The 23,095-nt window shown below is 43.0% G+C and carries 22 protein-coding genes and 4 tRNA genes; 3 read left to right on the top strand and 23 right to left on the bottom strand.

The features are described 5' to 3' along the window. The 5 genes from Q7U10_08080 to Q7U10_08060 all read right to left on the bottom strand — a co-directional run. The coding region (locus Q7U10_08080; GenBank protein ID MDO8282561.1) for a GTP-binding protein at window positions 1-168 on the bottom strand (168 nt) is incomplete at its 3' end. A gap of 80 nt (window positions 169-248) precedes the next feature. Then, window positions 249-324: transfer RNA gene (locus Q7U10_08075), tRNA-Thr, on the bottom strand. A 12-nt stretch (window positions 325-336) separates the two neighbouring features. Then, window positions 337-411, bottom strand: a tRNA-Gly gene (locus Q7U10_08070). Between the two features lie 80 nt (window positions 412-491). After that, window positions 492-576: transfer RNA gene (locus Q7U10_08065), tRNA-Tyr, on the bottom strand. A 74-nt stretch (window positions 577-650) separates the two neighbouring features. Beyond that, window positions 651-726: transfer RNA gene (locus Q7U10_08060), tRNA-Thr, on the bottom strand. 425 nt (window positions 727-1,151) lie between these two features. On the opposite strand from Q7U10_08060, the gene Q7U10_08055 reads away from it, so the two are divergent. Next, window positions 1,152-1,874, top strand: coding sequence for a hypothetical protein (locus tag Q7U10_08055; GenBank protein ID MDO8282560.1), 723 nt, complete (start codon window positions 1,152-1,154; stop codon window positions 1,872-1,874). 142 nt (window positions 1,875-2,016) lie between these two features. Then, window positions 2,017-2,469 (top strand): SsrA-binding protein SmpB, encoded by a 453-nt coding sequence (gene smpB, locus Q7U10_08050; GenBank protein MDO8282559.1) that lies wholly within the window; start codon window positions 2,017-2,019, stop codon window positions 2,467-2,469. 38 nt (window positions 2,470-2,507) lie between these two features. Here smpB and Q7U10_08045 read toward each other — a convergent pair whose 3' ends face one another. The 14 genes from Q7U10_08045 to Q7U10_07980 all read right to left on the bottom strand — a co-directional run bounded on the left by Q7U10_08045 (window position 2,508) and on the right by Q7U10_07980 (window position 14,176). Next, window positions 2,508-3,728 (bottom strand): phosphoglycerate kinase, encoded by a 1,221-nt coding sequence (locus Q7U10_08045; GenBank protein MDO8282558.1) that lies wholly within the window; start codon window positions 3,726-3,728, stop codon window positions 2,508-2,510. An 8-nt stretch (window positions 3,729-3,736) separates the two neighbouring features. Beyond that, window positions 3,737-4,738: a type I glyceraldehyde-3-phosphate dehydrogenase gene (gene gap, locus Q7U10_08040; GenBank protein ID MDO8282557.1), complete on the bottom strand. Its 1,002-nt coding sequence runs from the start codon at window positions 4,736-4,738 to the stop codon at window positions 3,737-3,739. Between the two features lie 130 nt (window positions 4,739-4,868). After that, complete coding sequence (gene frr / locus Q7U10_08035; GenBank protein MDO8282556.1) at window positions 4,869-5,426, bottom strand: ribosome recycling factor; 558 nt, start codon at window positions 5,424-5,426, stop codon at window positions 4,869-4,871. Further along, complete coding sequence (gene pyrH, locus Q7U10_08030) at window positions 5,392-6,156, bottom strand: UMP kinase (GenBank protein ID MDO8282555.1); 765 nt, start codon at window positions 6,154-6,156, stop codon at window positions 5,392-5,394. The genes frr and pyrH overlap by 35 nt, the downstream gene beginning before the upstream one ends. A 5-nt stretch (window positions 6,157-6,161) precedes the next feature. Next, window positions 6,162-6,764 carry a translation elongation factor Ts gene (gene tsf / locus Q7U10_08025; protein MDO8282554.1) on the bottom strand — a complete coding sequence of 201 codons (603 nt, stop codon included), beginning with the start codon at window positions 6,762-6,764 and terminating at the stop codon, window positions 6,162-6,164. Continuing rightward, window positions 6,761-7,582 (bottom strand): 30S ribosomal protein S2, encoded by an 822-nt coding sequence (gene rpsB / locus Q7U10_08020; protein MDO8282553.1) that lies wholly within the window; start codon window positions 7,580-7,582, stop codon window positions 6,761-6,763. The genes tsf and rpsB overlap by 4 nt, the downstream gene beginning before the upstream one ends. Window positions 7,583-7,826: 244 nt before the next feature. Further along, entirely contained in the window at window positions 7,827-8,300 is a 474-nt protein-coding gene (locus tag Q7U10_08015; protein MDO8282552.1) for a PIN domain-containing protein, read from the bottom strand. Continuing rightward, entirely contained in the window at window positions 8,281-8,568 is a 288-nt protein-coding gene (locus Q7U10_08010; GenBank protein ID MDO8282551.1) for an AbrB/MazE/SpoVT family DNA-binding domain-containing protein, read from the bottom strand. Before Q7U10_08010 ends, Q7U10_08015 begins: the two co-directional genes overlap by 20 nt. Before the next feature lie 96 nt (window positions 8,569-8,664). Further along, window positions 8,665-8,997: a hypothetical protein gene (locus Q7U10_08005; protein ID MDO8282550.1), complete on the bottom strand. Its 333-nt coding sequence runs from the start codon at window positions 8,995-8,997 to the stop codon at window positions 8,665-8,667. Beyond that, window positions 8,990-10,999 (bottom strand): BRCT domain-containing protein, encoded by a 2,010-nt coding sequence (locus Q7U10_08000; GenBank protein MDO8282549.1) that lies wholly within the window; start codon window positions 10,997-10,999, stop codon window positions 8,990-8,992. The genes Q7U10_08005 and Q7U10_08000 overlap by 8 nt, the downstream gene beginning before the upstream one ends. Beyond that, window positions 10,992-11,480: a CinA family protein gene (locus Q7U10_07995; GenBank protein MDO8282548.1), complete on the bottom strand. Its 489-nt coding sequence runs from the start codon at window positions 11,478-11,480 to the stop codon at window positions 10,992-10,994. Before Q7U10_07995 ends, Q7U10_08000 begins: the two co-directional genes overlap by 8 nt. A gap of 438 nt (window positions 11,481-11,918) precedes the next feature. Beyond that, window positions 11,919-12,107 (bottom strand): hypothetical protein, encoded by a 189-nt coding sequence (locus Q7U10_07990; GenBank protein MDO8282547.1) that lies wholly within the window; start codon window positions 12,105-12,107, stop codon window positions 11,919-11,921. A gap of 39 nt (window positions 12,108-12,146) precedes the next feature. Further along, on the bottom strand, window positions 12,147-13,343 hold the full coding sequence (locus Q7U10_07985) for a GAF domain-containing protein (protein MDO8282546.1): 1,197 nt from the start codon (window positions 13,341-13,343) through the stop codon (window positions 12,147-12,149). A gap of 545 nt (window positions 13,344-13,888) precedes the next feature. Further along, a complete protein-coding gene (locus Q7U10_07980; GenBank protein ID MDO8282545.1) occupies window positions 13,889-14,176 on the bottom strand; it encodes a hypothetical protein in 288 nt (95 codons plus the stop codon). Between the two features lie 220 nt (window positions 14,177-14,396). Between Q7U10_07980 and Q7U10_07975 the strand changes: the two genes are divergently transcribed. Further along, entirely contained in the window at window positions 14,397-15,095 is a 699-nt protein-coding gene (locus tag Q7U10_07975) for a helix-turn-helix transcriptional regulator (protein MDO8282544.1), read from the top strand. A gap of 165 nt (window positions 15,096-15,260) precedes the next feature. On the opposite strand, the gene Q7U10_07970 is transcribed toward Q7U10_07975, so the two are convergent. Genes Q7U10_07970 through Q7U10_07955 form a run of 4 tightly spaced genes read right to left on the bottom strand, consistent with a single transcriptional unit; the run spans window position 15,261 to window position 23,035 of the window. Beyond that, entirely contained in the window at window positions 15,261-17,333 is a 2,073-nt protein-coding gene (locus tag Q7U10_07970; protein MDO8282543.1) for a 3'-5' exonuclease, read from the bottom strand. A gap of 28 nt (window positions 17,334-17,361) precedes the next feature. Then, window positions 17,362-18,285, bottom strand: coding sequence for a hypothetical protein (locus tag Q7U10_07965; GenBank protein ID MDO8282542.1), 924 nt, complete (start codon window positions 18,283-18,285; stop codon window positions 17,362-17,364). Then, on the bottom strand, window positions 18,278-20,236 hold the full coding sequence (locus Q7U10_07960) for an RNA-directed DNA polymerase (GenBank protein ID MDO8282541.1): 1,959 nt from the start codon (window positions 20,234-20,236) through the stop codon (window positions 18,278-18,280). Before Q7U10_07960 ends, Q7U10_07965 begins: the two co-directional genes overlap by 8 nt. Window positions 20,237-20,248: 12 nt before the next feature. After that, window positions 20,249-23,035 (bottom strand): site-specific DNA-methyltransferase, encoded by a 2,787-nt coding sequence (locus Q7U10_07955; GenBank protein ID MDO8282540.1) that lies wholly within the window; start codon window positions 23,033-23,035, stop codon window positions 20,249-20,251. Window positions 23,036-23,095: the final 60 nt, after the last annotated feature.

The raw sequence follows: 23,095 nt of genomic DNA, 5'->3' as shown, positions 1-23,095 counted from the left end.
CTCTTCAGGGGCGTTGTCTATCGAATCATATGCACGGTATACTGCTCCGCCGCTGAATGCCAGATATTTTGTTATAGCTGCCGTTAATGTGGTCTTCCCATGGTCAACATGCCCTATTGTTCCTACGTTAACGTGCGGCTTCCCTCTGTCAAATTTCGCCTTTGCCATAAATCCCCTCCTTTAAAGTTCTTAAAGAATACTTGTTTTTAGTATTTAAATATCTATATCAAAAAAAATAACTTTTGCCCTGGAGCCCATGAGCGGGATCGAACCGCTGACCTCGTCCTTACCAAGGACGTGCTCTGCCAACTGAGCTACATGGGCGACTCCCTCAAATGGAGCGGGAGACGGGGCTCGAACCCGCGACCCTCAGCTTGGAAGGCTGACGCTCTACCACTGAGCTACTCCCGCACACAACAAAATTAAAAGTAAAAAATTAAAAACCTTCTGTTCCTTTAACTCTTAACTTTTAATTCTCAACTAACCACAAATGGTGGAGAGGGGAGGATTCGAACCTCCGAAGGCGGAGCCGTCAGATTTACAGTCTGATCCCTTTGGCCACTCGGGAACCTCTCCTAATCCAAAGTCAAGAGTAAAAAAGTGAAGCTCTTTCCGTCTTCAACTTCCAACTCTCAACCACTTTATTTCAATGGAGCCGATGAGAGGATTTGAACCCCCGACCAGCTGATTACAAATCAGCTGCTCTACCAACTGAGCTACATCGGCAATCACAATATCTTAAGAAAAAACAACAGTCCAGCCTTTGCACAAAGATTCACTGTACGTTCCCGCAAACGCTTAAAGCAAACCATTAAGTACAAACCGCATGGGATAGATAATATAATAAAAACAGTCCGTTTTGGTCAACTTGCATTATAGCACGGACATTTTTTGTTTTACAAGTACTGGAATAAAATTTGCTAAATAGTCAAAAAATGAGATCAAAAAATCTTAAACCTGGCTCCTTCCAAAGGGGCGGGAAGTGAGATCAAATGAAGGTTTTACGCCTAAAGAAAACCTTAAAAGCGCCTTTGTTTTAAGCATAATTTACAATTCACCGCAGTATTATATGGTTGTATTTTCTTATTTATACAACTATGATATTGATATTCCAGAAAATACGGCTGGCAATATATTAATATGGGGGCGTCATGAAAATAGCAATAATACTATTATTATTTTGTAGTTCGTCATTAGTGCATGCAGGTGAGTGGGATGATCAAGTTGATCGATATATAAATATTTATAAACAGTCTGCGGAAAGCCCTAAGCCAATTGCATATCCTGAGCTTGGTGAGCGCGTAAGAAACGTTTTTCGTTTAAATATTAAAAACCACATTCTTATCAGAAGAGTAAAGAGCAACGGAACGGAAACATCTACAGATCTCTTTTATGGAAATGGTGAACTACACATTCTCCAAAATGGCGAAGGATGGAATATGTTCACGAAAGGAGATTATATCTATGAGTGGAAAATTGGGGAAAAAGTTGCTCTCAAAAGTAAGAAGAATGAAAAGGACTTGGTTGACTATATACTTTATTTAACTGATCCATCTTATATTATGACCAGTTTATACAATGACTATACTAAACAACCAGACAATTTCAATGTGCTGGAGAGTAACGGAAAGACTGGGAAGGAAATCACTCTAAAATCGCCACTCTATGGATTCGAGGCAATATTCGTAAATGAAGAGTCACTTTGGTTTTATGGCTTTAGATCCGCTAACGCTAAATCAGGTATCAAGACAAGTATATATTTTTCTAAACCGGTTATCTATGAAGTGTTGCCTAAAGAGCTGATAGGAATGAGTGAAACAATTGAGTTTCGTGAATCAGATACTACTGTAAAACGGCATATGGTTTATATGTAAAAACGCATAACAAGCGCAATTAGCTCGGACAGTCCTCCGAACATTAGCTAAATGGCCTACCCCCAAATAAATCTCCGAAAACAACAGGGGTTCCGCGCCCTTCATTGACTTGAAATAATCCTTGAGTTATCCTTTCTTGCAAATGAGCATAAAGATCGTCGCAGCCAATAAAAAGGCATATCATGACTACACAATACTGGAGACCTATGAGGCCGGGATATCGCTCGTGGGCACTGAGGTCAAGTCATTAAGAGAGGGAAATGCGAACCTGAAAGAGAGCTATGTCCTTGTTAAGGAAGGCGAGGCTGTTCTTCTTAACTGCCATATCAGCCCGTACAGCCACGGCAATATCAACAACCATGAGCCTTTAAGAACAAGAAAGCTGCTGCTTCACAAGAAAGAGATAGAGAAGCTCTTTGGCAGGATCAGGGAGGCGGGGCTGACGGTTGTACCGCTTAAGCTCTATTTCAGCAAGGGTAAGGCAAAACTGGAGATCGGGCTTGCAAAAGGAAAGAGGCAGTATGAAAAGAGAGAGGCAACAAAAAAGAAAGAGGCGGACAGGGATATACAGCGTCATTTAAAAAGGGACAAGTAGTTGAGCGAGAAACTGCTTACTGCATACTAACCCGGTACTTATTTATCCGTCAAAGCCTCAAGCCCCGGAAGTCCCTTGCCTTCAAGAAGTTCAAGAGATGCGCCGCCGCCTGTAGAGATGAATGACATGCTTTCAGAAACCCCTGCCCTGTTAACGGCAAGCGCGGTATCTCCTCCTCCAACAATGGTCAGCGCATAAGCATCTGCAACAGAACGTGCAACCGCAAATGTGCCGCGTGAGAATGCATCCACCTCAAAAACGCCCATAGGGCCGTTCCAAAGGATGGTCTTTGCGTTTCCAAGCGCCTCTGAAAATAGCTTTGCGGAAGCAGGGCCTATATCAAGACCTTTCCAGCCGTCAGGTATCTCCTGGGTTGTGACAACCTTTGCCTCTGCGCCCGGCTCCATGCTCTGAGCGATAACGCAGTCTACCGGGATATAAAACTTAATGCCTTTAGACAGGCAATTTCTCCTGATATCTTTGGCAAGGTCCAGCATATCATTCTCAACAAGCGAATCTCCGACAGGATGGCCTAATGCCTTTAAAAATGTATATGCCATTCCGCCGCCTACGATAACTTTATCAACCTTGTCCGCAAGATTTTCTATGACGCCGATCTTTCCTGAGACCTTTGCCCCGCCAAGTATGGCCACAAAAGGCCGCACCGGACGGTTAATGACGCCCTGAAGATACTCTATCTCTTTCTGAAGAAGAAAACCTGCTGCAGATGGGAGGTGTTTTGCTATACCTGTTATAGAGCCATGCGCCCTATGGGCCGCGCCAAATGCGTCATTAACAAAGAAGTCCGCAAGCCTGGCAAGAGCCTTGCCGAACTCTTCATCATTATCCTCCTCGCCTTTATGAAACCTCAGGTTCTCAAGAAGGATAATATCGCCCTCAGCCATCTTCGCAACAGCTGCTTCAACTTCCGGGCCTACACAGTCCTCTAAAAATGTAACCTCTTTCTTTATCAGGCGCTGCAGCCTTCTGGCAACAGTAGCAAGGCTGTAGCGTTTATCATCAGTCCCTTTAGGCCTTCCGAGATGCGACGCAAGGATTATCTTTGCGCCTTCGTCAATGGCATAATTGATAGTAGGCAGTGCGGAACGTATCCTGGTGTCGTCTGTAATATTGAGATCCTTATCCAGAGGCACGTTAAAATCAACACGTATGAATACCCTCTTCCCCTTGATATTGAGGTCCCTGATGGAGAGCTTATTTAAGACTCCTTTAATGGGTGAATAAGGATTATCTTTCATGGCCGCAATTATTTTTTACCCGCTATATATGAGATCAGGTCAACCACCTTGTTGGAATAGCCCCACTCATTGTCATACCATGAGACCAGTTTCACAAAATGATCGTTAAGGGCTATGCCTGCGTTTGCGTCAAAAAAAGATGTGCACGTCTCGCCCAGAAAGTCTGTTGAGACTACTGCATCCTCTGTATAACCGAGAATACCTTTCAGCTCGTTCTCAGACGCCCTTTTTACTTCGGCCTTGATCTCATCATAGCTCGCACCCTTCTCAATGCGGCATGTCAGGTCAACAACGGAAACATTCGGGGTCGGAACCCTGAATGCCATGCCTGTCAGCTTGCCGTTAAGCGATGGGATGACCTTGCCGACAGCCTTGGCAGCTCCTGTGCCTGATGGGATGATGTTCTGGCCTGCGCCGCGGCCTCCGCGCCAGTCTTTGGCAGAGGGCCCGTCAACTGTCTTCTGCGTTGCTGTCACAGCATGAACAGTGGTCATGAGCCCTTCGATTATCCCGAACTTGTCATGAATGACCTTGGCAAGCGGGGCCAGGCAGTTTGTTGTGCATGACGCATTTGAAACTATATCCTGTCCTGCGTAGGTTTCATTATTAACGCCCATGACAAACATGGGGGTATTATCTTTTGAAGGGGCTGACATGACAACCTTTTTGGCGCCTGCCTGAATATGCTTTCTCGCTGTTTCGTCTGAAAGAAAGAGGCCTGTTGATTCAACAACAAATTCCGCTCCCACAGCATCCCATTTCAGATTAGCGGGATCTTTTTCCGCAGTAACGCGGATCTCTTTGCCGTTCACAACCAGATTCCCGCCTTTGACCTCTACCTTCCCCTTGAACTTGCCGTGAGTGGAATCATACTTGAGCATATATGCCATGTATTCGACATCAATAAGATCGTTAATGCCTACGACCTCGATATCCGCGCGATCTACAGCAACACGAAATACAAGCCTGCCTATCCTTCCAAATCCGTTGATACCTACACGTATAGCCATTCCTTCCTCCTGGTGTTTTTATTTATATAAATAGCTGATATTTTAAGTGCCTGTTAGTAAATCTTACAATATAAAAATGCCGATTTAAAGGGATATATCAGAATTTTCTGAAAGAGTTTTTTGGCGAGAATTATACTTCCATGATCTCCGCCTCTTTATGTTTGATGATCTCGTCGATCCTTTTAATAAAGGAATCCGTGATCTTCTGCACATCTTCAATAGAACGTTTGGTATCGTCTTCGCTCAGGTGCTTATCTTTTTCCAGCTTCTTCATCTCATCATTTCCGTCACGGCGTATATTCCTGAGCGCGACCTTTGCCTCTTCTCCCTTTTTATGGGCATTTTTAACGATCTCTTTCCTGCGCTCCTCTGTAAGCTGGGGAACTGACAGCCTTATGATCTTCCCATCGTTGGAAGGATTGAGCCCGAGATCAGACTTCTGAATAGCCTTCTCTATCTCAGGTATCATCTTAACATCCCAGGGCTGGATCGTGATCGTCCTGCTCTCAGGAACGCTTAAGGTCGCAACGTGGCTTAAGGGAGCCGGTGTCCCATATGAATTAACAAGTACGCCGTCAAGTACAGATATGGATGCCCTGCCGGTCCTGATACTGGCCAGATCCTTTTTTAAGGCATCCAGGGTCTTCTCCATCCTATCTGTTATTATTTTTTTTGCCTTTTGTTCCATAAGCCGCTCCCTCCCTGACCAAGGTTCCGATTTTTTTGCCTTCAAGGATCTTCTTTATGTTGCCTCTCTTAAGCAGGCTGAACACAATTATTGGAAGGTTATTATCTTTACATAGAGATATGGCTGTGGAGTCCATCACTTTGAGCTCTTTATTAAGCACATCTCTGTATGAGATCTCTGAGAATTTTTTTGCCGAGGGGTTCTTTACCGGGTCACTGCTGTAGACGCCGTCTACCTTTGTCGCCTTCATGATCACATCTGCATCTATTTCAACAGCCCTCAAAGCCGCAGCAGTATCAGTTGTGAAATAAGGATTGCCCGTGCCTGCGGCAAAGATCACACACCTTCCTTTTTCAAGATGCCTGACCGCTTTTCTCCTGATATAAGGCTCTGCAAGCTCATGCATCTCTATCGCGGTCTGAAGCCTTGTAGGCACACCTGATGTTTCAAGCGCATTCTGGAGAGCAAGGGAGTTTATCACCGTCGCAAGCATCCCCATGTAGTCCGCAGTCGTCCGCTCCATCCCCTCTGAGCTCGCCTCAAGCCCCCTGAATATATTGCCCCCTCCGATAACTATCGCAAGTTCAACTCCGGAGGCTGAAATATCCTTCACCTCTTTTGCAATGGAAAGGAGCATCTTCTGGTCTATACCAAAAGACTTGCTGCCCATAAGGGCCTCGCCGCTTAACTTTAACAAGACCCTTTTATACAGAGGTTTTTTAACTTTCATACGGATTAAGAGCCGGCCTTTTCTCCCAGCTGAAATCTCACGAAACGTTTGATCACTATATTTTCACCCAGATGAGCAACCTTATCAATGACAAGGTCCTTGATCTTCTTCTTCTGATCCTCGTCCTTTACATAGACCTGTTCCAAAAGGCATACGTCAGAATAGAACTTTTCCAGCTTGCCTTCGACTATCTTGTCCACTATGTTAGCCGGCTTGCCCTCTACCTGGGACGCGAATATCTCTTTCTCTTTTGCAACTATATCAGCCGGGACATTATCTCTGCTGACATATGTGGGGTTCGCGGCTGCTATATGCATAGCTACATCTTTGACAAACTCGATGTATTCGTCAGTCTTGGCTACAAAGTCAGTTTCGCAGTTGATCTCTACTAAAACACCGAGTTTCCCCATGTGTATGTATGAACCTATCAGGCCTTCTGATGCCTCCCTGCCGACCTTCTTTGCTGCTGAAGCAAGCCCCTTCTGCCTTAATATATCAAGCGCCTTTGCAATATCGCCTTCTGCCTCTTTAAGGGCGTTTTTACACTGCATCATGCCGACGCCGGTCTGCTCTCTCAGTTCCTTAACATCATTTGCGCTTATGCTCATTCTGATACTTCCTCCTTCTCCTCTTCTGTCTCTACCTGAGCTTCTTTCTCCCTTGCAGCCTTTTTCTCTGCTATCTCTTTTTCTGAGGCAGCTTTTGAAGCAGCCATTTTTTCTTTGGCCTCGTTTGCAGCTTTATTGTATATTTCCCTGCCCTCAATAACAGCCTCTGCCATTCTGGAGGTGATCAGCTTGATAGCCCTTATGGCGTCATCATTTCCCGGAATGACATAATCAATTTCATCAGGGTCGCAGTTAGTATCAACAACAGCGATTATCGGGATAGAGAGTTTCTTCGCCTCTGCAACAGCTATCCTCTCTTTTTTAGGATCAATGATGAACATCGCGCCGGGAAGTGTGTTCATGTCTTTGACTCCTATAAGGTTCTTCTCAAGGCGGACCCTCTCTTTCTCGTACTTGGCGACTTCTTTCTTGGTAAGGAGGGAGTATGTCCCGTCTTCCTTCATCTTCTCTATCTTCTTCAGCTTCTCGATGCTCTGCTTTATGGTCTTGAAGTTGGTCAAAACACCACCGAGCCAGCGCTGGTTTATATAGTAGCATCCGGCCCTCTGAGACTCTTCTGTAACTACATCCTGCGCCTGCTTCTTTGTCCCTACAAAAATAATGGATTCGCCGTTACTGGAAAGCTCCTTGATAAAGTTGTAAGCATCATCCAGCATCTTGATCGTCTTCTGAAGATCAATGATGTAAATCCCGTTGCGGGCCCCGAAGATATACTTCTTCATCTTTGGGTTCCATCGTTTTACCTGATGCCCGAAATGGACACCTGACTCCAACAGCTCTTTCATTGTTACTACCATTTGTGTGCCTCCTTAGTTTTTTTCCTCCGTCCTTTCACTCTTCATTCCGATCTATCGGAACACTCAAAGAGAGAATATTGGGTGGACGTGTGTATTTGCCGGGAAAGACCAGCTAGTCCCGAACTTGTAGTAGCCTATCATATATAAGTCTTTTATATCAATAGGTTATTAGTTCAGAATAATCGTTCTTCAAAAAAACAGCTCTGACTCTGAAGGCAAAACGAATTTAAAAACATATGGGGATTTAAGTCTTCAATCTATCAGATTCCAAAGCTTTGAGCATCTCAGGGAGAATGGTATCAAGAAATTCCGAAGGAGTAAGTATTTTAAATGAGTATTGTCCTTTTAAATGGATAAAATCTTTTTTGTCCCCTGTTACAAGGAAATCAACATCGCCTTTTATTGCTGAAGCAAGAACAGGGATGTCTTTTTGAGAAGTAACCCCGGATAGTTTAGCGATCTCTCTTGACGAGGGAAGAGGGATGATGTCAAGGTTCATCAATGGAAGATATTTACTATAAACCGGAAGCGCTTCAGGCATCTTTTTTGTTAAGTTCCGTTCAATCTCAACTATATTATATTCCCCTGTTGAACCTGCAAGCTGAGGAAGTCCAAGAGATAAAAGGTCGAGAATTACTCGAGGCGCCCCTTTATCAGAGAATAGGCCAGATATGATGACGTTTGAATCAAGGAAGATCCTAACGCTTTTTTTTGCCATAGGTTTCTTTGTAAAGCAGCTCTCTCTCCTCTCCAATCCCCTTGAGCAGTTCTTTTTCAGAAAGCCCTGAAGATTTCATTATCTTTCTGATCTGCCTTCGCGCCTCATCAAGCTCAAGCCTTTTCGGCGTGATGATGACGGAATCGCCCACAGGTATGATAGAGACTACCTGTCCTTCTTCAAGATGGCTTGATTCTCTTATCTTCTTGGGAATGGTCAACTGGCCGCGAGTCTTTATCTCTGCAATAGCTGTTTTCATGGTATCCATTCTAAACCTCCTTCTCAGTCCTGTTTTCTGAATTTAGAATATCAGAATTCAGAATAATCGGCAAGTTCATGACAGGTTTCACGGAAAATGCTGGAATCAATCCAACATAGCTTTTGCGAGTTTTTTCTTGGCATTTGATAAAGCTTTTTTAGCTTCATCAAATGCTCTTTCTTTTTCGGTGACTTGAATCAATGCAGATTCGACATCAGTACCTGACAACCAAGACTTAACTTCATCAACTGCTATTTTATTATCACCAACAATGCCTTCAGTTGAGCCAGCAAGAATTCTGAAACGATGTTTGCAGTACTGGCCATTATTACCTGCTAGACACGTGCAATATGCTGATAGATTGTTACCATTTTTCTGAAAAGTTACTTTATAAGGTTCTTCGGCTGAACCCTGTACAAGAAATATGATTTTATCCATTGTTCTTATTAATCATCTTTAGATATTCTACTTCAGTAATAACTTGAACACCTTTTTTTTCTGCAGACTCAATTTTTTTATGCCCAACATTTTCTCCTGTTACAAGAAAGTCAGTCCTACTAGACACTGTTTTTGCTACCTTGGCTCTTAACAACCTAGCTTCTTTCTCCATTTCATCTCTTCCATGCTGCATTTTTCCTGTGAAGACAATATGCTTCCCATCAATTGGACTTACTCCACCTTCTTTCCTTACTTCTGATAGCAGCCTTGTGTATGTAATATTAAAGCTCAGATTTTTTAACTGGGCAAATTCATTTTCAATATCTTTAATACCTTGAACTATAATATTGGCTGTTTTAACTGCAAATATTTTCTTTTCCGTCAAGTACTGCTTCGTAAGCTGAAAAATATCATTAATATTTACATGTTGTAAAAGGGTTTGACAATTTACAATGCCAAGCCTATGAACGCCAAAAGCAGCTAAAAAGCGCCAATCTTCAAGATGTTCTGTTCTACTCCTTTGTAGCTCTGCTATAAGATTTTGAGATTGTTTATCTCCAAATCCTATTCTTTCAAAATCGGTTTCCTTTAATAAATAAATTGAGTAAACATTCCTAATCCCACTTTGATATAACTTCTCAATTGTTGCTGACCCAAAACCATCTATGTTTCTAAGAGTTTTAAAAAAATGTTCAATCGTATTTATTATCTGTGCTTGGCAATTCTCCACATTTGTACATATTAAATTATCTGAATCCCAAATCAGAGTGGAGTTGCAACTTGGACATGTTTTAGGGATATCCGGTGTTGATTTTATTATCACCTTTTCAATTTTAGGTATCACCATTCCACTTCTAATAAGTTCAATGATAGCATTTGAACCAATCCCCTTCTTCTTAACCATTCCATAATTATGTGCTGTGGCACGACTAATAGTGACCCCTCCTAATTTTGTAGGCTCTAATTTTGCAACAGGTGTAACACGGCCTGATCTGGAAGTTTGAGGAATTACAGAAATAACCTTGACTTGTGCCTTTTCTACATTTATTTTATAAGCAACTTGCCATTTATGAAATTGACTTGTAGAACCAACATATTTCTTAAAATGTTCATCTGTTACTTCTAATATCACACCGTCTACATCAAAGGGAACAGAATTCCAAACTTCAGTCATTATCTGATCGAATTGCTGCAATAATTCACTTATCGAAACTTCCTTTGCTGGCAATTCTGAAAATGGATAAAATATAGCGACCTTTTCTTTTATCGCCTCTTCCACAAAAGGGTCTAGAGTTTTTTCTTTTATTATTGCTGCTTGAAAATTTCTAGCATTTTCAAAATGATTTGATAAATACTTTTCAAAATATTCTTTGTCGACAACTATTTCTCCAGGTCCTCTTCCTCGTTCATCCCCAGCAACATTTAGACCACGTTCAAAAACTCGAGTAATGTCTGTTCCACGCATACCATCACCGCGAGTATACAAATATTTCCCATCATCATACGCTGCGTATCCATCAAGTTTTGGGGTAACACGTATTATCAGTTTATTAATATCTAATCCAATTCCTTTAGCTTCTTCTTGTTTCCGTTCTATCCAATCTTCAATACTTTTTTTTGAAGTCCTCTTCTCGGTTGAAAGCATTGGCTCTGGCAAATCTCTTTTTATCCCTTCAAAAGTTGCTTCTGGTTCAACAGAGCTAAGATATTGATGATTGGGTTCTCTTTTACGTAATTCGGCTAAATATACAGCATCATAATCTGCATCCCCAATAATTGGGCTGCCGCCTCTATAAAGTGCATTAGCTATCTTAAGAAATTCCAAAAGTTCATTAGTACTAAGTGCGGGAACTAACATATGAAAATCAATTATCTCCTTGATTTTATGTTCAGTAAGTTCTTGGAGATTGATTCCTGATTGCTCTAAAATAGATTTTTGTTCCTGATTAAATATACTTTTATGTTTCATAAGCGTTTTGTTTTTTTCAGAAATATCAGCCATCGTTCTCCACTATCTCCGCAAGAAACCTTAGTGCTGAAAGCGCGGCTTCCTCTTTGTTCTCCTCCCTGTCACCCTCAAGATGCAGTTCCTGCGTGACAGCCTTATCTTTTCGGCATACAGCTATAAAAACAAGGCCCTTAGCTTTGCCATCAAGCACGTCAGGGCCGAGGTTACCGGTTGTGGAGAGAGCATAGTCTGAGTTTAATATGGAACGGACACCGTCAGCCATTACAACTGCTGTCTCCTCACTAACCATTCCGAATTGACTGATCGTTTTAGAAGATACATGCAGTATCTCCTTCTTTGCCTCTTCAGAATATGAAACAACCCCTGCCTGAAAAAAGCGGCTTGCGCCGGGAAGTGCGGTGATAAGGTGACTGATAAGCCCGCCTGTACAGGATTCAGCTACTGCAAGGCTCAATCCTTTATCCTTAAAAAGCTTGTGAACTCTCTGCACAACATCTAAATGCTCCTGTTTCATAAGAGCAATTTTAACATTTTATGATGCAAGAACATAGCAATAAAAAAAGGACTCACGGAAAACCGTAAGTCCTTGAATTAAAATATCATAAAGATATTTGCAATGTAATGATGAGTATAAATAAAAAACTCGCCCCGACGAATCGGAGCGAGCGGCATTGTTATTGGTAGCGGGGGCCGGATTTGAACCGACGGCCTTCGGGTTATGAGATGAATTAAAAGGATAAAGCAATATGGGGCATTGGTAGATAACATCAAGGCTATCAATGCCTTATGTGCTTCTTACCCGAATCTAATTTGATGTTATTTTATGTTGTGTGACAGTATTCCGTTAGAAATCGGTTAGAAAGGGGATGTACTGTATTCAGGCGTGACTCATCAATAGCCGAAGGATCCCATATAGAACAGAGACAACAAGTACTGTTTCACAAATGATTACTTAAAACTTAGGCTTGAAAATACTTCCAGAATCAACCTTATATATTTTTTCTCCAATCTCCTCAACTGATACAGCAGGCCCTTCACGCAGAAACTTCCCGTGACCATTCAGATAGACTATCTCAGCAACAGCTTCATTAATCTTTTCTCTTTCTACTTGAATATATTCAAGCATTTGGTTGAACTCCATACACCCCTCCTTGGTTTGTAGGAACAAAATAATTATATACTACTCTTTTAAAAAATGTGCAAGTCCTATATTCATTGTAAAAGAAGACAATAATTCTTTCAAGTATTTTATTTCTTCTTTCTTGTCAAAAAACCGCTCTATTTTTGTGTCTATAGTCAAGACTCCAATAACATCTCTTGTTGAAGGATTAAATACCGGCAAAGCGACAATAGCTACTATCTTATCATCACGTTTATCATGAAGAGGTTCATAATTACCAGCATCAGTAAGTCTAATGATTTCCTCTCCTGATGCCCAACATTCTCCAACAATATTCTCTCCTTTTTTTAATTTAATACTATCTCTATAGGAATAGCAAATTACATTTGGTGGATAACTAAAATTAACTATTGCCATATGCTCTTCATCTACATTGCTCCAATAAGACACTTTAAATTTCCAATCTGTTCCGTCTACCTTTGGCACTTTCCCAGAAACGGTCATTTCAAGATATGCCCTACACCAATCTAATACCACTTTCTGGAATTCTTTTTTAGTGTAAGGGGTGCCCGTTTCTTGAAGCCGTTTTCCTAAACTCAACGTAATACCATTACGAGCAGCTAAGTTCGTAGAAAAGAACTTATACAATGAATCTTCATATTTATGTATGTATGTAGCCGTAATAAACCTTTTGCTTATTGCAATTGGGTTCATTCCTAACTTATCTTCATAAACCGGATAAGTTGCACCTCTCTTCCCTGCTATTTTTTCTCCAGTATCAGCGAATTGAATCTTATAATCAGCAGGCAATGTATACCATAAATCTTCACCAACGATTCTAAATGAGCCAGCTTTACCAAATGTTTTTTCATAAGGTAGGATTTCTTCCATATGTCTACCGGTATAGTCTGATTGACTTTTGCCTGATATGAAATCATTAAAAGCAATAATTCTTGGGTTTAATAAAACATGTTCTATGTATGGAACTCTACGCACCATATCGGGCAGTTGCTGTAAAAAAGATAATCCTGCTTTTATACAATCAATCTCACTACAAAAAAAAGCAAAGGCATCATCGCCTCGGAAGCTATCCCTATTTATTGGTTCACAACTGTATTCCGTTGTAATATCAATAAATATATCATGACAATGTCTTTTAACCTTAGACTTTTCTGTAGCATTAAGTAATCGCCACTCTCCGGTGTTCTGCAAGTCATAATAAAGTATCGAACGTTTTTGATTTATAAGCTCAGTCATAATATATTCACTTTAAATAACCATACGCATCATAATTTTAGATAGTATAGGTTAGTGATTTAAAAAAAATCAACATCTTTTTTAGTCATTACGTTATTAACCCAAAATACATGGTATATATGCTAATAACGTGACGACTAACAATCCTCTCGCGCGTACAACTTGCATAAATACGCACAGTAACCCATATGTAAAACCGGGCCTGCCCTATGCCGTCTGCCCCACCCAATCCTCCGCAATCATCTCAGTCTGCTTCAGCCCCTGCCCACCGCCATCAAATAATTCAACCAGTTCACCATAAAACACATTACAAAAACTATACAGTCATAGCATATAAGCACATATGCTTGATATGGTAGGTATATATATAACGCGCGCGCGTGACAGTAGGAGAATTATTGTCTTATGTATCCCATTCAGCACCTATTAATCCTCAAATCCTTAGTTATGTTGCATAGTTCGAGACATCGCTATGACAACTTAGTTTGTTGACACTTTCCATACATGACAACCGACAACCTTATGAGTTTACAGTTTGCTGCTTCTCACCCTTCATCCCCGACATCACCATCATAGAACACTTTGCCTGTTGCTTTTGATATGACAATAATCCTGCTACTCCGAAGCCAACCCTCTCCATCATTCCATGGCGCCCTAACAAACCAACAAGGTTCATTAGGAAGACCATAGATACTGCATACCTCCGGGCGACTTCCCATTACTTCAAAATTTCCTTCTGTTGTTCCACACTTCTCTATTGCAATACGAAGAGCTTCTTCACGGGAAATCGCAGGGTAATATTCGAGATATAATCTTTCAGAAAAAAATGCCATTATTGTTTTTTCAACTCAATATCAATAACTGGTATTTATGTAAGTTTTATATGTTGTGAAGTCTTCTTTCCGACAACTATCGTTGTTGCTTTGAATCTCTAATAACAACTATACCCCTTTGTTGCTATGTTTTTCTGAAAAACTAAGTGGTTTAGTATAAAATTAGGTTTATCGTTAGGTAATAATTTGAGGAACAAAGATAATGTCATCGAAATGAGTCATGTCTAAGCCATTAGGTCAAAGAATCAAACAAGTCCGCAAGAAAGCAGGACTCACTCAAGCGAAACTGGCTGAAATGGTTGGTATTACCGATCGCACCCTAAACCAGTATGAGAACGGCAACAGACCCCCTTATGCTGAGTTATTAGCAAATATTGCTATGGTTACCATGTGTAATCCCGGCTGGCTGCTAACCGGACATTCAGGACTATTTGAAGATGAAGAACTTAATGAGATAATGAATGCAATGGAAGAATTTGAACTGACAGATGCTGATGTGCAGGCGATTGAGATTGCGAAGGATACAGCTCGCCGTTTTCTCAAGCATCCACAGATTACGCCTCAACAGGTCATTGCCATAGGAAACGCTCTGTACGCTCTTGAACGATTACCGCTTGTTACTCGTGGGTCTTCCTCTGAGTTTGGTATCGTTTATCGCGCAGGAACTGAAGAATTTAGCGAAATGCGTTACATTGACTTTAGAATATCAGAGTCTGTATTTGAGATTTCCAAAGGCGGGAGTGTTTACGAGAAGGCAGTTGGTAGTGATAGCTTTTCTGAGCCGGGGTGGGTAGTCGAAGCCGGTGGCTACAGAAATGCAGAATGTGAGTTGGATGACCTTCAAGTGTTTATTGATGTATACATTAATCAGGGGGGGATAATATCAGCAAGTGATGAATCAGAAATCGAGTATGAATAAAGCGCATAACAACCGCATCAACTCGGGTTGGCAATTCCGCTGCGCTACATTGCTCCATTAACCATTTCTTAGTCCTTTCTCTTCATATCCCATGTTGTTTGGATGCTCTAATAACAAATAAACCTTTAACTACTTTTATTGTTATATTTTGAGGCATCGCCTAACTCACATCCGCAGATCATCCAGAAACTCTGACGGTTCGCCGCTGCTCGTAATCAGGAGATGGTCCCGGGCGCGGGTACAGGCTACGTACAAAAGGTGCCTTTCGGTGTCGTAGACTTCCTGAAGATCAGCGTCGTCCACAACAGTTTCGATCCGTTCCTGAAGTGGGATAATCTCGTCGTCACATGCCATAACAACAACTGCACGAAACTCCAATCCTTTTGCGAGGTGCATGGTGCTGATAGACACGCAACCAATTGCCGTTTCAACGTTCTCATCAAGCACTTTAAACGAAAGCCCCGCCTGCTTAACTGCAGCACGGGCGCGGTCAAGTTCTGCCTCTGATCGTACAAATACACCGATTTCATGAGGCTTAAGTCCCTCGTCGATTCGGTTTGTAAGCCATTGCCCGACTGTTTCGATTTCCTTCTCAGGGGTGTCCGATACCGTGATGACCGGCTCAGGGCCGTTAAATACTGATACAGTGCCGCGCCGCTCTTCGGTATTGCCGTCAACATCAGACAATTCCGGCCCCAATAATTTATCAGCCTGCATTCTGATCTGATGAGAAGTCCGGTAATTGATACGCAGGCCCCTAGAGCGTCCGCGAATATCGACGCCGAGCGTTTTCCATGAGAAAGGCTGCTGGAATATCCGTTGTCCAAGGTCACCGGCAAAGAAGAGGCTGTTTGGTCGTCCGGCACCCAGCGCAGCAAGAAACCGCAATTGGGACACATTTATATCCTGGGCCTCGTCCACAACGGTAAAGTCGAATGGCGGATGTTTGCTGTCGGCAAGACGGGTCGCCAGTCTGTTGAACATATCGGCATACGTAACAAGATTGCGACTCGTCAGTTGAGATCTTACCTGATCGAAGATTGACCAAAGCTGTTCCCGCTTCTGTTCAGGCAATCTGGTTTTTCGTCCCAGACGCGTGACGTCACGATACGCTTCCCATGTATCCAACTGCCACGCATCAACCACCTGCTCCCACTCAGTCCGCAAAAAATGAAGGCTGAACTTGTGCCCGTCTACAGCGGCTGCGGACTCCGTAAGCAGCTTATCCATAACATCACGTGATACGAGCTGTGGCCGGCCAAAATTTAATTCATAGAGCCGACGGCCGATTGCATTCATGGCATGCACTTCCAGCCTGTCGCCAAGACGCGGTTCATTGCCGATCAATCGTTTCAGTTTTGTTCTCAAGGCGCTCGCCAACGTATCTGAAAATGTGGTAAGCAGTACCCGTGCATCAGGGTTGGATCGTGTAAGAAAGACTGCCCGGTGCAAAGCGACAATTGTTTTGCCGGTGCCTGCCGATCCCGAGACCCGACAGGGGCCACTGTAATCACGTTCAACAAGCTGCTGTTGTGCCGGATGGAGAAATATTGTCCACTTCTCCCAGGGATAGTCGAGGGCGCGTTCCAGTTCTTCAATGTTATTCATCACCCGGAACCTGCGCTGAGCGTCAGGGTGATCGAAGGGGCTGACCCCCGCTGTTACAGGTTGCTGAATTTGCGGTGTTACACCAGTGGCCAGATCGAGCAGCGCTTCGGCAGCCTCGCCGGGCAGATGTTCAGCCAAAGCTAACAGAGAATCTTCATCAGCCTTTTGCACATCATCAATCCATTCTTCAGGCACGCCATAACCGAGCAACACATCTTCAGAGAGATGAGCAAACAAAGGCAGACTGGGATGGGCCGGTTGTACCGCCTCCACGTATTTGGGAATAATGATCTCCTGCACAGTCTCCCGAATCTCCACTAATTGTGCCGCTCCGGTCTTGGGGTGTATTTCGAGTTTGCGCTTTTCTGCCCAACGGTAAGCAGGGTCATGGTGGTTCACATAGCAAAGGAGGAGACTTTCGCTGGTCTTATGGACAATGATCCTGAGATCGCTGCTGACCCGCACCGACCAGAAGTTTTTGTCCTTCGCCTTGTCGAGCTTGTGGAACTGCATGCCAGGGTTGGCAGGGTTCAGTTGCAGGTCAAAGGCAGTGGTTTTAACTGCCTTCTGCTCTTCGCCGGTAAGTTTGGCGAGGCTGTCGGTAAAGGTGTCTGATATACGAAATTGCATTTTCATTTATATTAAAAATTCATCTATATCAGTTTCCAAGTCTAATCCTAACCATCACGTCTGCTTTCTTGAGCCCTGGAGGAGTTGGCTTGAAAACCTTTGAATCTTTCTGGAGATTATAGCGCTTTCTCTGGTGATCACGAAGTGCCTTTAAATTCAGTCTCATTGTAAGAAAAGTAAGGTTTTCACCACCCTTTATGCGAAGCGGGTTCATTTTCTCTGTTTTTGAAGGGCTTACGATTCGAGAGTCTCCGAATTGTGAATCATTGACTTGTATAATGTAGCAGTGCAGGTCTCTTGCTGCAGACTCTACGATATTAGAAAAGTAATTAACATCCTTATTAAATTCCGTGCAAACCATGAAATCTACTTTTCCTTTAAAAAGAGCTCGATCTTCGATACTTGCTAGTTCATAGCAATTATAGATAGCAAAGCTTGCTCCTCGCCATTGAAATAGCTGGTATGGATCTTTCCTTGTTGGCACTTCCAGATTTTCACCCTCTAATACAAATTCCTCTTCGGGAGAGTATATACGCTTTAATCGCCGGATAGGTGCACATGCCATGTGATTATTCCTTGCTTTGTAAGGTAGAGCTGCCAGAACTTCATTCAGTGCTCTGTTTAGTCGGTCTACACGATGTTCGAGGCCACAAATAACTCCAATGTTGTGCTTCCTCGCCCATGCAACAATCATTGGTGCCCATGCATATGGAATACTTACCTCTGGAAAAATGAGAAGGTCTATTTTTCTTCCACTACCCTTGCCATAGCTTGATATATCATTGAGAAGATTGTTCACTAGCTTCAAACGCTGCCGAGTCAGAGTTGGACGTCCCAGATAGCTTGCCTCAATCTGATCTTCTAACACACGAACATTCGCAATCGCAATCTGGATGCTCTCATGAAGATCTGGGGTATCCAGACCTACTGAGATTTTATTAAATTTAGTCATAAACGTCCTTTTCATTCACTTCAATCGAAATCCACTCTATACCCTGATCTACTTCATGTCCATTAATCATCTTGTAAATATTTTGCGCCCATTGAAATGGCTGATTCTTATTTAGTGCAACATCTCTACTGTCTGCTAGCAACAGGCATTCATCAAAGTTAACGTATCGAGGAGACAACTCCAGCTTGTGTGAATCAACTTTCACCATTTTTTTAAAAGAACGTGAAGTTAGTGAACCAGAATAAGTCGTGTAGTTGAGAAGGGGAATTCTTACAAAGTGATGTCTTATTAAGTTTGCATGTCGGAATATATTTTTCACCGTCGATTGATCATTCTCGGGAAATAGTAAGTCTAATTCACCAAGTGCTTTTGCCATATCAAGTGCAAGAGCCAGGTGCTCTTTGAGATTGCTTACCAAATGTTCCGTAATGGACGACTGATCTTTGTAGCACACATGCTTTATCTGTGATTGTAAATGTTTCGTGAAAGCTCTTACTGCTTTTGAGTCATTAGCAATAAGATGAAATGTTAAAACTCGCTCCCATAGATCATGAAACTTAATTGCATTCTTACCTTTGAAAAATTTCTGTAGCTCAAATTTAATCTTAGGGTCAGGAGGATCATCTGTGAGCAAAAGCAGTATGGTTTGTTTGGCTAGGTGCTTTGCAAGTTCATATCGGTTTTCTGTTAATCCTTGCACACTCCTAAATTTATTGACTGACCCATCATACAAAAGCTCGTAGGCAATATCTTCCAGAGAGTTACCTGTCTCATCCACAGGCATAAGCAAGAAGTCACTCCCATTTTCTTCCAGCTTTTTCTGAAACTTCTCAAGACCAGCAATAGAGTGATTAGAATCAAAATACTGCAGGATACATTTATCTAACTGAAGAAAAAGTCCCTCTGGATTGGCTATTTCATAGCGTTTCTCGTGAGGTTCAAACAATATGCCAGTTTTGACCATAAGGCGATTGATAAATGACGAAACAGGCGACTTCTCTTTTGATAGATCATCTTCTGTTGGAATTACCAATAAAATATCATCTACGTAACGGCCATAGTAGGCAGGTCTAATAAACTTCTTGACCGCTTTATCAAAGTCACGTAGATACCAGTTAGCAAGTAATGGCGATGAGCAGAGACCAATTGGAAGTCCTGTAGTATTAGGCGAAATGTGTTCATGAGTTATTCTGTGAAGAGGCGCAATTTGTTTTTGATATTCCACGCAAATTGCTTCAAGGCATTTGAGTAACGTGCTTGGGGTAACCTTAGATTTTGATTTTCCATTATCTCCAGGCTCATTTTTATAGATGGATTGGGCTATTTTCTGAAAGTCCAGCCGTATGTGGTAATAATATTCTTGGACATCCAGGCCGAGAATGCAGATGCTCGTTTTTTCTTCAGTAAGGAGATGTTTAGCTTTACGAATCCCTGAGTCCCTCCAGCGGGCATATAGCTCGTGATACCTACGGAAAAGACGTGCAGATTGGTCGTGGGAAGTATCCAGACCCTCCTCAAGACGTGCTCCATAACACTCCGTTCCAAGTTGTCTATCAAGGATTTGACCTTCAAACATAATCCATAATACGGAGATGAGATGTAATTCTATCGGGCCGTCAAAGAAATAGTTTACTTTTTCAACACAAAATTCCTTTTCTGAGGTTACGTTACTTATAAACCTACCATCATCATCTACGTTGACTTTACTATCTTGAAAACTTTTGGGAACAACTCGAAAACTAATTTCATTCAGCCAGCTCTTAAATGCTCTCGTTTGCAGTGGGTTGTCGCTATTTATTACTTTTAAGACGTTACGAAGGTTATTTTGAAATGAAGTGTCACATTCAAATTCTGCAAGGCGATGCCTAAGATTTAAATTGGTTTTGTCATAGTAGACAAAACGCTTAAGCTTCAAGTAGGCTGCAGTAATATGTTTACTCTCAATATTCATATATGTATGCAATCAATCCACCTTAAACACCTTCATAACCTCATCCCCCAGATGGTTAATCACCTTCACCGCAATCCGTCCGGTTTTAGGTTTATCAAATGGGCGGGAGGTATCACTATTCAAAGTCGCCCAGGCGTCTTCGTTGATCTCGGCTTTGAGAGTTGTCTTGAGAGCTTTATAGGGATCGTTTGCACCTAAGAAATAAGCGTGACGGACGAAGAAGCTCTCTTCGTTGTAATCGGTGTCGATGAACCAGCAGGCTATGCCCTCAGCGCCGTCGCTGCGGACTTCGCCTGTATTTGGATGAAAGACATCAACGCCGTTTACCTTGACCTTAATCTGTCCGTCTTCGGCATCGAGAATATCTATGTCGGGTTCACCGAAGATGACAAACAGGTTGCCCTTACCAGTGTTCTTTAGATCATCTGCCATGTGGAGATCAGCGTTCATGCGCGCCTTGAGTACCGGGATGCGACCGAGCTTGTTGAATTCAGAAGAGTGAGCGTCGTAGTTGAAGGCGCAGGTGATCAGCACATCAAAACCTGCATCACCAGCCTCGCGCGCTGCAGCGACGAGATCAGGGCGAGAGACCGTGCCGAACTCGGGGCCGATGAAAATAGCAGCGCGTTTTTCGCTGCCTGATTCTTCATACCGTCCTTCGGCACAGACTAGATAGCCCGGCCATGGGGTTAAAGATGTGAAGGTGATCTTGTCTTCCTTGTGTGCTTGTTGTACCCCGGCGGTCTTGAGATTTTCCAGAATCATCTGTACAAAATCACGTTCTCCGCCGTAGCCGTCTTTTGCTTCCGAAACGGTGTCGATCAATTCATCATCAGCTCCTACGGCCAGTACGCGATGAGGTGAAAGACTTTCAACTGTGAATGGCCCGGCAACACGGACCTTCTTTTTATCGTCATACGGTTTATCGTAAAGATATTCGAATTCCGCCTTGGAGGCAATAGATGCATCGATCTCCTTCTGTCGTGCAATACGCTGCTCCCACCATTGGGTATGTATCTTCCTTGTCTTGTCCGGCCACTTTTCATCAGCAGCGCGGGGGATTTCCCATTCTTCCCATTTCTTGTTCAGTGCCTTGTTGAGTTGATCGCGTAGCGGCTCCAAAGTTTCCTGATACTTCTCCCATATCACGTCAATCTCAGTATTGTTGGCAATGGATTTCAGCATAATGTGCGGCACGCGCTCATACACAAAGCCGTGACGAATATCACCGCGCGAAGGCTTACTTGATGGCGCGGTGCGAGTAACTTCTGATTCCTTCTGCTGACCATCCTTGGAATCTGCAAGCAGGTAATAAGGATAACGTGCACCCATGATGCGTGCACGGGCGAGTGCAAGCGCAACGCGTGAGGTGTCAATGGTTATCCAGCGACGACCCCATTGCTCTCCGACATAGGCGGTGGTACCGGAGCCGCAGGTTGGGTCGAGAACCAAGTCGCCGGGGTCTGTTGCCATAAGGATGCAGCGTTCTATAACTTTCGCATATGTTTGAACTACGTAACTCTTATCTGTAGCAAAAGTGCTTTCTTTAGTATCATCCCACCAGTTCGTGAATCGTACTACAGCAAAATCCTCAGCATAGCGCACATATGTCAAAGTAGTTTTGACATCAAGTATACGAGAAGCCCTGATTAGGTTTCTGAAGCCATTAAGATTTGTCTTCCAGAAAGTCCCTCTTGAAGGTTTAAAATCAGCCCCCTGAAATTGAACATTAAAAGCGCTATTCTCTCCTCCACTCTGAGAAACAAGTGGTGCAGTTATAAAACGACGGCCTTCCATTGAGTCGGTTTCATCTCTCTTTTCAACAGCAGTAAGTCGACGACGAATGCCGTCTTCTTCCTCAACCCATGTATATCCCTGGTCAAGTGCCTTCTTGCTGCGAAAACGGTAAAGCTGACGATATTTTGAGTTACCATTAGCCTTGCAATACCAGAGAATGTAGTCATTAACTGAGTCCAGCCCAGCCCCCCCTTTACCAACTGTTTTAATAAAAGGTATCTGTGCGAGAAAATTATCTCCCCCAAAGACTTCATCCATGAGACTCCTAACGAGATGTACATTTTCCTCGCCGATCTGCACAAAGATCGACCCGGAATCGGTCAATAAATCGCGCGCTACTGTTAGCCTATCTCGCAGATAAGTCAGATACGAATGAATCCCATCCCGCCATGTATCCCGAAACGCTTTGACCTGCTCCGGTTCACGGGTGATATGGTCAACATTGCCATCCTTCACATCCCGGCTGGTGGTTGACCATTGAAAATTTGAATTGAACTTAATTCCATAAGGCGGATCAAAATAAATCATCTGCACCTTGCCGCGCAGTCCTTCCCGCTCAGCCAAAGACGCCATGACCTGCAGGCTGTCACCAAGGATCATCCGATTGGCCCAGTGCGCATCGTGCTGATAAAACTCGGTCTTAGCGCTCTCGCTTGGGAGACCGTTGAAGTCGGCGAAGAGATCAATCTGAGGCTCTGCAGACTTTGCGTCCGACTTACTTCGATTTATCAGATCATCTATCAGCACCTTCGGCTGCACCTTCTCCTGAATATAAAGCGGGGGAGCATGGACCACCAGGTCAGACCAGTCCTTCTCATCCTTGCCGCGCCAGACTAATTGCGGATCGAGATCGCGGTTGCGACGCTCATAAGCCACACGAACAGCGCTTTTCTCCTTGTCGTACATGACAGACTGGTGCTCGGCAGTAGGAATATTTTTGCGAGTCGCCTCTTCGTGCTTGAGGGTTTCAACGGTTTTACGGGTAGTTGGTTTCTTAGCCATAATTATTGAGTATCTCCTCGCATGGATTCTCCGGTCAGAATACGCTCCACATGTATAGAA

The sequence above is a fragment of the Thermodesulfovibrionia bacterium genome (genome assembly GCA_030646035.1).
Lineage (GTDB): Bacteria > Nitrospirota > Thermodesulfovibrionia > UBA6902 > UBA6902 > JACQZG01.
Note: the sequence above shows the minus strand (reverse complement) of the source record. Positions and strands in the feature narration are given on the sequence as shown.

Excerpts from the sequence above, each read along its gene's own strand:
- Q7U10_08055 (MDO8282560.1), top strand. The coding sequence starts at position 1,152 with ATGAAAATAGCAATAATACTATTATTATTTTGTAGTTCGTCATTAGTG.
- smpB (MDO8282559.1), top strand. The coding sequence starts at position 2,017 with ATGAGCATAAAGATCGTCGCAGCCAATAAAAAGGCATATCATGACTAC.
- Q7U10_08045 (MDO8282558.1), bottom strand. The coding sequence starts at position 3,728 with ATGAAAGATAATCCTTATTCACCCATTAAAGGAGTCTTAAATAAGCTC.
- gap (MDO8282557.1), bottom strand. The coding sequence starts at position 4,738 with ATGGCTATACGTGTAGGTATCAACGGATTTGGAAGGATAGGCAGGCTT.
- frr (MDO8282556.1), bottom strand. The coding sequence starts at position 5,426 with ATGGAACAAAAGGCAAAAAAAATAATAACAGATAGGATGGAGAAGACC.
- pyrH (MDO8282555.1), bottom strand. The coding sequence starts at position 6,156 with ATGAAAGTTAAAAAACCTCTGTATAAAAGGGTCTTGTTAAAGTTAAGC.
- tsf (MDO8282554.1), bottom strand. The coding sequence starts at position 6,764 with ATGAGCATAAGCGCAAATGATGTTAAGGAACTGAGAGAGCAGACCGGC.
- rpsB (MDO8282553.1), bottom strand. The coding sequence starts at position 7,582 with ATGGTAGTAACAATGAAAGAGCTGTTGGAGTCAGGTGTCCATTTCGGG.
- Q7U10_08015 (MDO8282552.1), bottom strand. The coding sequence starts at position 8,300 with ATGGCAAAAAAAAGCGTTAGGATCTTCCTTGATTCAAACGTCATCATA.
- Q7U10_08010 (MDO8282551.1), bottom strand. The coding sequence starts at position 8,568 with ATGGATACCATGAAAACAGCTATTGCAGAGATAAAGACTCGCGGCCAG.
- Q7U10_08005 (MDO8282550.1), bottom strand. The coding sequence starts at position 8,997 with ATGGATAAAATCATATTTCTTGTACAGGGTTCAGCCGAAGAACCTTAT.
- Q7U10_08000 (MDO8282549.1), bottom strand. The coding sequence starts at position 10,999 with ATGGCTGATATTTCTGAAAAAAACAAAACGCTTATGAAACATAAAAGT.
- Q7U10_07995 (MDO8282548.1), bottom strand. The coding sequence starts at position 11,480 with ATGAAACAGGAGCATTTAGATGTTGTGCAGAGAGTTCACAAGCTTTTT.
- Q7U10_07990 (MDO8282547.1), bottom strand. The coding sequence starts at position 12,107 with ATGGAGTTCAACCAAATGCTTGAATATATTCAAGTAGAAAGAGAAAAG.
- Q7U10_07985 (MDO8282546.1), bottom strand. The coding sequence starts at position 13,343 with ATGACTGAGCTTATAAATCAAAAACGTTCGATACTTTATTATGACTTG.
- Q7U10_07980 (MDO8282545.1), bottom strand. The coding sequence starts at position 14,176 with ATGGCATTTTTTTCTGAAAGATTATATCTCGAATATTACCCTGCGATT.
- Q7U10_07975 (MDO8282544.1), top strand. The coding sequence starts at position 14,397 with ATGTCTAAGCCATTAGGTCAAAGAATCAAACAAGTCCGCAAGAAAGCA.
- Q7U10_07970 (MDO8282543.1), bottom strand. The coding sequence starts at position 17,333 with ATGCAATTTCGTATATCAGACACCTTTACCGACAGCCTCGCCAAACTT.
- Q7U10_07965 (MDO8282542.1), bottom strand. The coding sequence starts at position 18,285 with ATGACTAAATTTAATAAAATCTCAGTAGGTCTGGATACCCCAGATCTT.
- Q7U10_07960 (MDO8282541.1), bottom strand. The coding sequence starts at position 20,236 with ATGAATATTGAGAGTAAACATATTACTGCAGCCTACTTGAAGCTTAAG.
- Q7U10_07955 (MDO8282540.1), bottom strand. The coding sequence starts at position 23,035 with ATGGCTAAGAAACCAACTACCCGTAAAACCGTTGAAACCCTCAAGCAC.